General features: G+C 77.4%; 7 protein-coding genes. 1 reads left to right on the top strand and 6 read right to left on the bottom strand.

Annotated features, from left to right (window positions below):
• Window positions 1-26: 26 nt before the first annotated feature.
• From ACF07N_RS11755 to ACF07N_RS11730, 6 genes are all read right to left on the bottom strand, one after another.
• Window positions 27-4430, bottom strand: a complete 4404-nt coding sequence (locus tag ACF07N_RS11755) for an SAV_2336 N-terminal domain-related protein (RefSeq protein WP_392111223.1) — start codon at window positions 4428-4430, stop codon at window positions 27-29.
• 25 nt (window positions 4431-4455) lie between these two features.
• The gene (locus tag ACF07N_RS11750; RefSeq protein WP_392111220.1) at window positions 4456-5463 is read right to left on the bottom strand and encodes an AAA family ATPase; all 1008 of its coding nucleotides are present in this window, start codon (window positions 5461-5463) and stop codon (window positions 4456-4458) included.
• Between the two features lie 87 nt (window positions 5464-5550).
• A complete protein-coding gene (locus ACF07N_RS11745) occupies window positions 5551-7239 on the bottom strand; it encodes a trypsin-like peptidase domain-containing protein (protein WP_392111217.1) in 1689 nt (562 codons plus the stop codon).
• Window positions 7236-7574 (bottom strand): CU044_2847 family protein, encoded by a 339-nt coding sequence (locus tag ACF07N_RS11740; protein ID WP_383322882.1) that lies wholly within the window; start codon window positions 7572-7574, stop codon window positions 7236-7238. The genes ACF07N_RS11745 and ACF07N_RS11740 overlap by 4 nt, the downstream gene beginning before the upstream one ends.
• Window positions 7575-7654: 80 nt before the next feature.
• Window positions 7655-8995 (bottom strand): carboxyl transferase domain-containing protein, encoded by a 1341-nt coding sequence (locus tag ACF07N_RS11735; protein WP_392111214.1) that lies wholly within the window; start codon window positions 8993-8995, stop codon window positions 7655-7657.
• Window positions 8988-10433, bottom strand: a complete 1446-nt coding sequence (locus tag ACF07N_RS11730) for an acyl-CoA synthetase (RefSeq protein WP_392111211.1) — start codon at window positions 10431-10433, stop codon at window positions 8988-8990. Before ACF07N_RS11730 ends, ACF07N_RS11735 begins: the two co-directional genes overlap by 8 nt.
• A gap of 318 nt (window positions 10434-10751) precedes the next feature.
• Between ACF07N_RS11730 and ACF07N_RS11725 the strand changes: the two genes are divergently transcribed.
• Window positions 10752-11630, top strand: a complete 879-nt coding sequence (locus ACF07N_RS11725; protein ID WP_392111208.1) for a RimK family alpha-L-glutamate ligase — start codon at window positions 10752-10754, stop codon at window positions 11628-11630.
• Window positions 11631-11636: the final 6 nt, after the last annotated feature.

Below are 11636 nucleotides of genomic sequence, written 5' to 3'. Positions count from 1 at the left end.
CCGCCGAACGGGGGGTTCGGCCCGCCCTACAGGGAACGGGCGGCCTGCAGCAACGGCGCCAGGGACGTGACGGTCCTCTCGCAGCCCGCCTCGCCGAGCTGCCGGCCGGCCGTGGCGTTGCGGGCCAGGCCGACGAAGCGCAGGCCCGCCTGCTGGGCGGCGGTCAGCTCGGCGACCGTGGAGCCGATCAGCACGCCCGTGGTGGCCCCGCCGCCGCCCGAGGCGTGCACGGCGCGCAGCAGGCAGTCGGGGTGCGGGGTCAGCAGGGAGAGGTCCGCGCCGCGGGCGTGGACGCCGGCCAGGGGCAGGCCGTACGGGTCCAGGTAGCGGTGGACGGCCGGTGCGCTCACGTCCGAGACCACGCTGACGCGGCGGCCGGAGTCGTGCAGGGCCCGCACCAGCGGCACCGAGTTGTGCGTGGTGGGCGCGTCGGGCACCGCGCGCAGTTCGAGTGCGTCGAGGCGCTCGCGCAGGAGCGGGCCCAGCGGGTCCCGCGCGAAGGCCCGCAGCACGTCCAGCGGGTGCGTGAAGGTGTCCCGGACCGCGCCGGGCCCGGCCCCCCACGGATCGCGGTGCTCCGCGACCAGGGCGAGCAGCTCGCGCACCGCCTCGCCCGCCGCCCGGGCCGAGAACAGCCGGGCCATGGGCCCGTCGAAGCCGACCAGTACGCAGTCGGCCTCGCGCAGGAGATCCGGCAGCGGGCGCTGCGCGGGGACCACCGGGCCCTGCGGCCCGGGCAGGGCCGCGCCCTCCGGGGCCAGCTGCACCGACACCGCCACCGACAGGCCCGCGACCGGCCAGCGGCGCAGTCCGGCGTTGACCGCCCGCTGGGCCGCGCCCGCCCGGCGCAGCGGATGGCGGCGGGTGATGCGGGCCGCCTCCTCCAGCAGATGGCCGAGCAGCGCCTCCGAGACCCGGGCGACCTCGGCGCGGACGAAGGCGACCGGGTCCTCCACGTGCCAGGACAGCTCGACCGCGGCCGCGAAGGCGCCCTTGCCGGAGCTGGGCAGGGAGACCCGGTGGTGGGACTGGTGGGTGGTGAGGTCCACCTTGTAGTAGGTGACGAGCCGCTCCGGCCGGTCGCCGTGCGGCCGGGCCGGGTCGAGCAGGGTGAGCGGGCCGTCGGGCCGGGTGTGGACGACGGCCGTGCGGCCGGGGGCCGGTATCCCCAGCCGGCGCAGGTCGTGCGTGATGAAGGGGCCCTGCACCAGGTCGCGCGTCTCGGGCTGCGGGGCGGCGGCCGGGGTCAGCGGGCAGGACCAGGCGACCGGCGGGGTGTCGGTGGCGCCGTCCCGGTAGACGGGCCGCAGGCGCTGGGGGCCCCGGGCGGCGGAGCTGGCGGCGAACTCCTCGTAGAGGGCGGGCGAGACAACCACCTGGATCCCGGCGGGCACCGGCGGCAGCTGCGGCGGCGGGGCGGGCCGGTCCCAGAAGGTGACGGTCAGCGACGGCGGGTCGGCCAGCCCGGCGAGGACCTCGGGCAGGCCGCGCAGGACGGCGACCAGGACGGGCAGCAGGTACGTGCCGGGTTCGGTGTGGACGGCGTAGCCGTCGGGGCGGACGCGCACGTCGAACCGGTGGGCCGCCAGGGCGCCGCGCGCGAGCATCTCGTGCACCGCGTACTCCAGGGTGATCCGGGCCTCCGGCCGGTTCAGGTCGTCGGCCTCGAAGAGGATCGTGGGGGCGGCGGCCTCACGGGCCTCGTCCGGCTCGGCGAGCAGGGCCCGCAGCCTCGCCTCCAGGACCCGCAGCCGGTCCCGGGCCGCGGCCGCCGCGGGGCCGGGGACGCCGTCCAGGGGCGGGCCGTACCAGAGGCCGAGCGCGTCCCGGACGTCGGCGGGGGCGGGCGCCGGGTTGCCGAGCAGTTCCTCGCAGCGGAACACGTCGACGTGGACGTCCGGCACGTGCAGGGCGTGGGCGCCGGGCAGGCCGACCAGGGCGCCCGGGGGCAGCACCCGGTGCAGCTCCGCGACGAGGTCCTCGATCCGGGCCACGGCCGGGCGCTCGTCCGGCGGTTCCTCCCACAGGCCCCGGGCCAGCTCCGCGTGGGACAGACGGCGTCCGTGGGAGAGGAGCAGCAGGCACAGCAGCGCCTGGGCCTCCGGGGAGGGGGGTTCGACGGGCCGGGTGCCGTGGCTGATGCGCAGGGGGCCGAGCAGGGTGACGCCGAGCGGCGGCGGCCAGGGGGCCGTCGCGGTCAGGGCGGCGGCGTGACGGGCGGCGGCGGGCAGTCTGCCCCGGTCGATCAGGGCGAGCAGCTCGCGGTGCTCGGCGGGCACCGGCACGCTCGTCGCCAGCTGCCCGAGCAGCCGCCGGAAGTCGGCCAGGTCCGACTCGGGGTCCTTGCCCCTGGACTCCTCGCCGAGGGCGATCCGGCTCAGCAGCACGGTCCCGTCGGGCCGCAGCAGCAGGCCGGCTGGACCGCGCTCGCCGCGCACCAGGCCGTGCGCGTGCAGGGCTTCGAGGCCGGCCGGCCCCTGGGCCACCAGGCGGGCGAACGTGTGGAATGACAGCCCCGAGAGCACCTCGGCGAGGGTCAGCCCGTCCACGAACTCCGTGACCAGGTAAGGGCCGTCGTCCGCCACGCCGAAGTCCAGCACCCGCACCACGTGCGGGTGCTCGAGCCCGGCCAGGGCACGGGCCTCGGCCAGGAACCGCTCCTGCCCCGCGGGCCCGCCCGGGTACGGGCGCACGACCACCCGCCGGCCGGTGTCGGCGTCCACGGCCTCCCACACGTCCGGATGCCTCGCGCGCCGCTCGGTCAGCCGGTACCGGCCGGCGAACAGCCGCTCCGGCGCCCCCTGCCCGCCCAGCCGCCGCACGGTCTCCTCGCTGACGGTGGCGAACGCCGGATCCGAGCCGTCCGGCCCGCCGCCGGCCCGGGCCCGGAACTCCCCGGCCGCGAGCCCGGCCCGCTCGTCGATCAGGCCGCCGATCTCCGCGAGGAACTCCCGGGTCCTGCCGCGGGCCGTGCGCGGCAGCGACCGCAGCAGCAGCTCCCGTACGCCGGGCCGGAACGCGTAGGAGCCGGGCGGGCCCGGGACGGCGGTGAGCATGCCGCTGAGGACGACCTCCGCGAGGTGCTGGGGACGCGGGTGGCGGTCCACGGCGCGCTGGACGAGGCGCATCACGGGGACCGAGGGAACCGCCAGCGCCAGGTGCCCGGCGAGCCGGAAGGCCTCCGGGGAGGCGGTCGCGCGGAACCGCAGCACCAGGTCCTCGGGTGTGACGCCGGCGAGGCCGGGGGCCGGTTCGGCGGGCGGCGCGGGAGCGGGCGGCAGCCAGGCCGCCGCGCCGGGGGTGCGGGCGCCGCCGGGGCCGGCGACCAGGGCCGCCCAGTGGGCGAGCCAGGGCGCACCCGGCTCCAGCACGGGCACGGGCAGGGCCCGGTCCGCGGGCGCGGCGACGGGGTCGTAGGGGGTGAAGGCCAGGGCCGCCGACGGCGCGGCCGCGGCCGGGGACGTCAGCAGGCCCGGCTCGGCGGGCAGCGCGGTCGTGGACCACAGGCGCTCCGGCAGCGGCTGGACCACGGCCAGGGGCATGCGCTGCGCCCAGCGGCGCAGGGTGCGGTACCAGCGGTCGCCGGCCTCGCCCGGGCGCCACTGCGGGCCCATGCAGTCGCTGACGACGAGGGTGACGGTCCGGCCGTCGTCGAGGTCGGGGACCCGGTGGGCCCGCCCGTCGGGTGTGGCCGCGTGCAGGGTGACCGTGCGGAAGATGCCCGACTGGGCGAGCGCCGTGTGCAGTTCGCTCACCAGGGGACGCCAGATGGGCATGGTCGGGCCCGTGTCGTGCACGAGGTTCAGCCGCAGCCAGCGGTCCGGGGCCGGGCGCAGCACCGGGAACCACACGTCCGGGTGGGCGCCGAGCCGCGCGATCCGGTCGGCGGTCGCCCGTTCGTCCAGCACCCTCGCGTGCGACGAGGGCACCGTGCGCTTCAGCGGGCGCAGGGCGCGTTGCAGTGCGAGGGGGTGGGGGAGCATCGGGGGCGCGGGGGCGAGCAGGGGGGTTCCGCCGCCCCGGGGGCGGTCCGTGGAGCGGGTGGCGGGCAGGGTCAGCGGCACGCGCCCGGGCGTCCGGCCGGCCGGCTGCTGCCGCGGGGGCGGTGTGTCCCGCGGGGGCGCGGGCGGGGTGGGCACGGTCGTCCGGGGCCCCGCCAGGGTGGCCGGGTCCTCGGACCCGGCCATCCGCTCCGGCGGAGCGTCGGGCCGCCCGTCACCCAGCCGGTCGGCCAGCCACACCAGTTCGGCGATCTCCCGCGGCGTCGGCTCGGCCCCGGCCGCGGCCAGGACGGCCGCGAGCCGGGCGACGGGGGAGGGGCCGCTCCCGGTGGCGTGCGGGCGCGCGGGCGTGCCGGCCGGCGTCGGCGGGGCCGCAGGTGGCAGCGGGCCGTCGGTGGGCTGTGCTGCGGGCGGGCCCGAGGGGGGCACCGGGGGTGGGGACGGTGTGCCGGGGTCAGAAGCCATCGCCGTCCGCCGTCGCGCTGAGGTACGGCATCAGCTGTTCCGCCAGGTCGTCGCGCGAGTCGGCGTCCAGGCCCGCCACGCCCGTCAGGTAGAGGGCGTTCAGCAGCTGGTCGGTGGCCAGTTCGCCGCCGGAGGCGCGTTCCAGGAAGCGGGTGATCAACCGGTCGGCGTCGCCGTCGGGGGTGTCCAGGTGGGCACGGACGATGTCGGTGAGCTGGTCGCGGTCGGGGCGGCGCAGCTTCAGCCGGACGCAGCGCCGCAGGAAGGCCGGCGGGAACTCGCGTTCGCCGTTGCTGGTCAGCACGACGAACGGGAAGGCCCGGCAGCGGATCCGGCCGCGGTGGACCGTGACGGGCGAGTCCGTGCCGTCGGCGAGGACCTCGGCCGCCCCGTCGCCCGAGTGGCGCGCGGCGCGCACCAGTTCGGGGATCTCGTACTGGCCCTCCTCCAGGACGTTCAGCAGGTCGTTGGGCAGGTCCAGGTCGCTCTTGTCGATCTCGTCGACGAGCAGCGCGCGCGGCCGCTCGTAGGGGAGCAGGGCCGTGCCGAGCGGGCCCAGGCGCAGATGGTCCTCGACGGCGCCGGGCCGGTCCTTCCCCTCCCGGGCCGCGTACAGCCGGGACAGCGGGTCGTACTGGTAGAGACCGTCGGCGAGCGTGCTGCGGCTGGTGATGTTCCAGCGCAGCACCGGGCCGAGCCGCAGTTCCCGGGCGACCGCGTAGGCCAGTGAGGACTTGCCGGTGCCGGGCGGGCCGGTGACCAGCAGCGGCCGGCGCAGCACGAGCGCGGCGTTGACCAGCCGGACGGTCTCCGGGGTGGCGACGTACGACTTCGCCCGGTGCACCCGGTCGGGGGAGATGGCCGACGTGTCGTCGCCGTCGTGGGGCGGCGGCAGCGCGGGGCCGCCGTCGAAGGCCCGCCAGGGCGGCGGGGCCGGGAGGTCGTCGATGCCGTCGTGCGGCTCGTGGTCGCCGGTGTAGACGGACCAGTGCGGCATGGGGGGTGTTCTCCGCTCTCCGTTTCGTGCAGCTGTTCGTCGGACGCGCCGGACGCGTCGGGCCGCCGTCCGGCGGCCCCGGGCGGGTCAGGACACCGGCGACCCCGCGTGCGGCACGACGACGGCGTGCGGGTCGGTGAAGACCCGCGGGTCGTCCCACAGCAGCTGGATGCCGCGCGCCCAGTGGTCCTCCTCCGCGTGCGCCTCCTCGCGCAACGCGAGAACGTGGCGCGGGAGTTCGGCGGGCGGTACGGCCGCCACGCACGCGTCGAGCGCGTCCAGGAACGTCTTGCCGGTGCAGCCGTCCGCGCCCTCGCAGTCCTCCTGCCCGGAGCCGCAGCCGCCCCGCGACCAGACGATCACCGGGGCCGGCGCGGTGAGCGAGACGTCGAACTGCGGCCGGGTACGGGAGGCGGCCGGGGCGGTGCCGAACCCGGCGAGGCAGGCGTCGGGCCGGCGCAGCCGCATCCGCAGCCGCCCGGGTTCCTCCGGGCCGCCGCACTCCACGCGGTGCAGCCGGGCGCCCGGGAAGGCGTCGAGCCGCTTCCACGCCCGGGTCAGCACGTGCCGGGTGCTGGCCTTGCGCCGGGCGTGGTCGGTGACGACCAGCGGGTAGAGGCAGCCCAGCGGGGTGGTGTCGTCCGGTGCGCTCTCCCAGCGGTCGACGGGCCAGTCCAGCCAGTCCCGGGGCAGCGCGAACGCCACCAGCTCGTCGGCGCCGGGGGTCAGGTACCGGAACGCCGCCTCGATGCGGTCCTGCACGTACGCGGGCAGCCGGTGCTGCTCGACCGTGCCGGAGTCGACCGGGTGCCGCCGCCCCTCGCTGTGGGCGGACACCTCGACCCGGACCAGGCCGTCGCCCGCCCCGCTGTGGCCGAGTTCGACCAGGATCGGCGACCAGTCGGGGGCCGCAGGGGTCACGGCCGGGGTGTGCAGCAGTGCGTCGAGCCGGTCGGCGAACCGGGTGACGGTCCGTGCGGCGCCGGGCCCGTCGAGTTCGCACAGCACGAACAGGGCCGCCGACCACAGCGAGTCGAACCCCTCCTCGGGCGGCGGCGGGTCGAACGGTCCGGCCGCCGCGCTGTACAGCCGCGCCGGGTCGCAGTCGACGCCCGCGTGGGCCGCCCTCTCGACCAGGGCGCGCAGCCGGGCCCGGTCGGCGGTGGTGTGGTCGGCGGTGGGGACCAGGCCCTCCAGCGCGGGCCAGTAGCGGGCCATGACCTGCGTGGGCATCATCCGGCCGGTGCGCACGTCCGGGGCGTCGGCCGCCGCCGTGACCATGCCGATGACCTCACCGGTGTCGGCCAGGGTGACCGCGGCCCCGCTGAAGCCGGGCGCCAGGGGCTGCCCGCCGGCGTGCCAGGCCTCCAGCTGGAGCCACTCGCGCCGGATCAACTGCGGGGCGGTGACCCGGTATTCGGCGAGCGTGCCCTCGTCGTAGCCGGCCGGGTAGCCGTAGACGACGAGTTTGCGCGGGGGCGTGCCGTGGGCGGCGCCGACCGGGGCGAGGGCCGCCGGGGCGATCCGCACCTCCCGTTCCAGTTCCAGCACGGCGAGGTCCCCGGGGGCGGCGGCGCCGCCGCTCCAGCCGCCGTGGGCGACGACGCGGGCGGACAGGGGCGGGGTGCCGGGCAGTTCGGTGAAGCTCACCGCCAGCTCCTCGCCGTCGCCCACCACATGGGCGCACGTCAGCACCGTACGGGGCGTGACCAGGAAGCCCGCTCCGCTCACGCGGCCCCGTAACTCGATCCGGGCGTGCCACTCGGCGCTGTTCATGAGGCCGGGCGCGCCTCCGGGGCGGCCGGGGACCAGGTCAGTCTGACCACCAGGTGGCCCTCGGCGGTGCCCTTGGCGATGAACGCGCCCGCCTCGGCGGACAGTTTGACCCCGAACTCGATCTCCACGCCGTCCGGCTTCAGGGACCCGTCGCGGAACACCCGCAGCGCGGACTCGGCCGCCGCCCGCACCCCGTCCAGGGCGCCCTCGAACGTGCGGGCCGCCTGGACCGTGCCGTCGCCACGGGAGACCAGGCGGGACCCGGTGCGCTCCTCGGCCGCCTCGACGGTGACCACCGCACCGTCCCCGGTTCTGAACTCGACCAGCCCGTCCACGACACCCCCGTCGTCCTCGCGTTGAGCGTTCCTGTTGTGACGGACGGTACTTGATGGCGTGCACGGCAGCCACCGGTACCTCAGGGTCCGACCGTCCCCCGGATCACCCCCAGCTCCACCAGGTCCTGCGGCCGGATGCGCAGCCGGTCCGCCGTCGCCTCCACCTCGCGGGGCGGCCGCTTGAGGATGGCCGCCGCGAGCTCCGGCGCGATCACCGAGAAGTAACTGTCCGGCGTGGCCCAGGTGTTGCCCGGCGCGGCCAGGGCCAGCGCGCCGCCCGAGCCGCCCTCGCCGACGACCAGCGTGGTCAGCGGCGTGCGGGCGCTCGCCACCGCGCCGAACAGGTCGGCGATGGCGGCGCCCGCGCCCTGCCGCTCCGCCTCGGCGTCGTTGGCGGCGCCCGGGGTGTCCACGAGGGTCAGCACCGGGATGCCCAGCCGGTCCGCGAGGCGGATCAGCCGGGCGGCGGTGCGGTAGCCGGCCGGGCGGGTCGCGGTCCCGGTCTGCGCGGCGTACGCGATCGTCCGGCCCTCGTGCGTGCCGAAGCCGCACAGCATGCCGTCCGGGTCGGCGCCGCCGCAGCGGTCGCCGCTGATCGCGGCCCGGTCGGTGAAGTAGGCGTCCAGGTAGGCCGCGGCGCGCGGGCGCAGCGTCGAGCGGGCCCGCCGGACGGCGTCCCAGCCCGTGGCGGGCAGGACCGCGGTCTCGCCGAGCGGCTCGGGCGGCGGGGCGGGCGTGGTGGACCGGCAGGTCAGCAGCCGCAGCCAGCGCGCCAGCGTCGCACGCAGCTCCGCCGGCGGGACGACCGCGTCCGCCGCGCCCGCCGCGACCTGCGCCTCGGCCGTGTACGCCGCCGGGTCCGCGTCCGCGGGCCGCACCCGGGAACCGGCGAAGCCGACCTGCGCTCCGGGCAGCGCGAGCACCACGTCGGCGCCGGCGCCCAGCGTCGCCCAGCCGCCCCCGGTCGTCGGGTCGCGCAGGACGGCCACCTGGGCGAGACCGGCGTCCCGGGTGAGCGCCGACTGCCGGGCCACGCGCTGGAGTTGGGTCAGCGCCCGCATGCCCTCCTGCATCCGGCTGCCCCCGGTGGCCACCAGCGGCACGACCGGCAGGCGGCGTTCCCGGGCGTACGCGTACGCCGCCTCCAGCCGGTCGCCGGTGCGCTCGCCGAGGGAACCGCCGAGGAAGCCGAACTCGAACGCGATCAGCACCGCCCGGGTGCCGCCGACCCGGGCGGTGCCGCACACCACCGACTCCTCCTCGCCGGTGGCCGCCGCGGCCCGGGCGCGGGCGGCGTCGTAGCCGGGCCAGGCCAGCGGGCCGTCGGGCGGCGAGATCCGCGCCGGGGCGGGCAGTTCGCCGAAGGTCGCCTCGTCGGCGACGGCGGTGAGGACCTCGCGGGCGGAGAGCCGCTCAGCCATGGGTCAGCGCCCGCTTCATGATCTTCCCCATGTCGTTGCGGGGCAGGGCGTCGAGGTGGTGGACGACCCGGGGCCGCTTGTGCGGGGCGAGACGCCCGGCCACATGGTCGGCCAGCTCCTCCAGCGCGGGCGGCGCCTGGGGGTCGTCCGGCACGATCCACGCCACGATCCGCTCGCCCAGGTCGGGGTCCGGCTCCCCGGTGACGGCGGCCTCGCGCACCCCCGGGTGTTCCAGCAGCGCGTTCTCGATCTCGCCCGCCCCGATCTTGTAACCGCCGCTCTTGATCAGGTCGGTGGCCTTGCGGCCGACGATCCGGACGTAGCCGTCGGGGTCGCGCACCGCCATGTCGCCGGTGCGGAAGAAGCCGTCGGCGGTGAACGCGGCGGCGGTGGCGTCCGGCCGGTTGAGGTACTCGGTGAACAGGTTCGGGCCTCGCACCTGGATCTCGCCCACCGTCTCCCCGTCGTACGCGGTGACCTCCGAGCCGTCGTCCTCGACCAGGCGCAGCTCCACGCCCGGCAGCGGCACGCCGACCGTGCCCGGGCGGGCCTCTCCGTCGGCGCGGACGCTGGTGTTCATCAGCGTCTCCGTCATGCCGTACCGCTCGATCACCCGCCGCCCGGTGGCCGTCGCGATCCGCCCGTGGTCGTGCAGGGGCAGCGCGGCGGAGCCCGACACCAGCAGCCGCGCCCCCGTCAGGGCCTTCACCAGCTCCGGTTCGCCCGTCACGGCCTCCGCGATCCGGTGGTACATCGTCGGCACGCCGAACAGCATGGTCGCGCCGCCGTTCAGCTCGCGGGCGACGCCCCGGGTGCTGAACCGGCCCAGGTGCCGTACCGAGCCGCCGCGGCGCAGGGGGCCGAGGATGCCGAGGACCAGGCCGTGGACGTGGAACAGCGGCAGGGCGTGCACCAGGACGTCCTCGCCGGTCCACTGCCAGGCGTCGGCCAGCGCGTCCAGGGTGGCGGCGATCGCCCGGCGCGGGACGACCGCGCCCTTGGGCGGGCCGGTCGTGCCGGAGGTGTAGACGATCAGGGCCGGGTCCTCGTCCCCGCCGCGGTCCCCGGGGGCGGGCCCGGTGCCGTGCACGTCGACGTCGACCCGGTCGAGGTCCGCGAGGGCGGCGGGGAGCCGGTCGTCCGGGGCCGCGAGCAGCAGGCCGGGCGCGCTGTCGGACAGGATGTGCCCCAGCTCCTTCTCGCCCGACTTCGGGTTGAGCGGCACGGCGGGCACGCCGGCCAGCAGCGCGGCGACGACCGCGACGGCCGTCTCCAGCGTGGGCGTCGCCCAGACGGCGACCCGCGTGGCCCCGCCGAAGCGGCCCGCGAGCGCCCCGGCCGCGGCGGCGAGCTGCGCGTAGGTCAGGGAGCGCTCGCCGAATCGGAGGGCGGGCCGGTCGGCCGGGTGCGCGGTCAGGGCCGGGAAGAGAGGGGTCACGCGTTCACATCTCCTTGGTCGTTGCGTCCGGTTGCCGGTTGCCGGTTGCCGGTGGTCGGGCGGGGGCCGGTTTCCTGGTTCGGCCCCGGCCGGGTACGACCGTCACCGGCCGGGGCGGCCGCCGGCACGACGGCCACCACGACTTTTCCGTACACCATCGGCTGCCGGAAGAAACGCTCGCGGCACCGTGCCGTCCTCGGCGCGATCACCACACGGCGGCCGGGCCGCCCGCCGCGGGCGCGCTGTCGCGGGTCCGGGCACGGTTGTTAGCCTGCGGCGGAAGCCGGAATCGATCGTCTGCCCGAGGATGGAGTCGCCGTGGCCGGGAGCCCGCGCATCGCGCTCGTCACCTACGACCCGGGGGGCGAGGAGCACAAGGACCGGGACCTGCCCGTGCTGGCCGGGGCGTTGCGCGAGGCCGGGGCCGACGCGGTCGCCGTGCCCTGGGACGACCCGGACGCCGACTGGGCGGGCTTCGGCCTCGCCCTGATCCGCTCCACCTGGGACTACAGCTGGCGCGCCGCCGAGTTCACGGCCTGGGCCGGGCGCTGCGCGAAGGCGACACGGCTCGTCAATCCGCTCGACGTGGTGCGGTGGAACGCCGACAAGCGCTACCTCGGGCAGCTCGCGCGGGCGGGGGTGCCCGTCGTGCCCACCCGCTACCTCGCGCCCGGCGACCCAGTGGAGCTGCCCGCCGACCGCGAGTACGTCGTGAAGCCCACCTCCGGCGCCGGGGCACGCTACGCCGCCCGTCACCGGGCCGGGGAGCGCGAGGCCGCCGTGCGGCAGGTGGAGCGGATGCACGCCGAGGGGTTCACCGCGATGGTGCAGCCGTACCTGGCCGCGATCGACACGGACGGCGAACGGGCCCTGCAGTTCTTCGGCGGCCGGCTGCTGCACGCCACCGTCAAGGGCGCCGTCCTCGCCCCGGGGACGCCGTACGACGCGGACAAGGTCGCCCACCCGGACGTGCGGCCCTGGGAGCCGACCGCCACCGAACTGGCCGTCGCCGAGCGGGCGCTGGCGGCCGTGCCCGGTGATCCCGAGCTGCTGTACGCGCGGGTGGACCTCGTCACCGGGCCGGACGGGGAGCCCGTGGTGATGGAGCTGGAGCTGATCGAGCCGAACCTGTTCCTGTACCTGCACCCGGACTCGGTGCCCCGGGTGGTGCGGGCGGTGCTGGCCGCCGCCGGCTGACCGCAG

The organism is Streptomyces sp. NPDC015242, from assembly GCF_043079125.1.
Taxonomy (GTDB): Bacteria; Actinomycetota; Actinomycetes; order Streptomycetales; family Streptomycetaceae; genus Streptomyces.
Note: the sequence above shows the minus strand (reverse complement) of the source record. Positions and strands in the feature narration are given on the sequence as shown.

Coding starts and splice junctions, on each gene's coding strand:
- ACF07N_RS11750 (WP_392111220.1), bottom strand. CDS start 5,463: ATGCCGCACTGGTCCGTCTACACCGGCGACCACGAGCCGCACGACGGC.
- ACF07N_RS11745 (WP_392111217.1), bottom strand. CDS start 7,239: ATGAACAGCGCCGAGTGGCACGCCCGGATCGAGTTACGGGGCCGCGTG.
- ACF07N_RS11735 (WP_392111214.1), bottom strand. CDS start 8,995: ATGGCTGAGCGGCTCTCCGCCCGCGAGGTCCTCACCGCCGTCGCCGAC.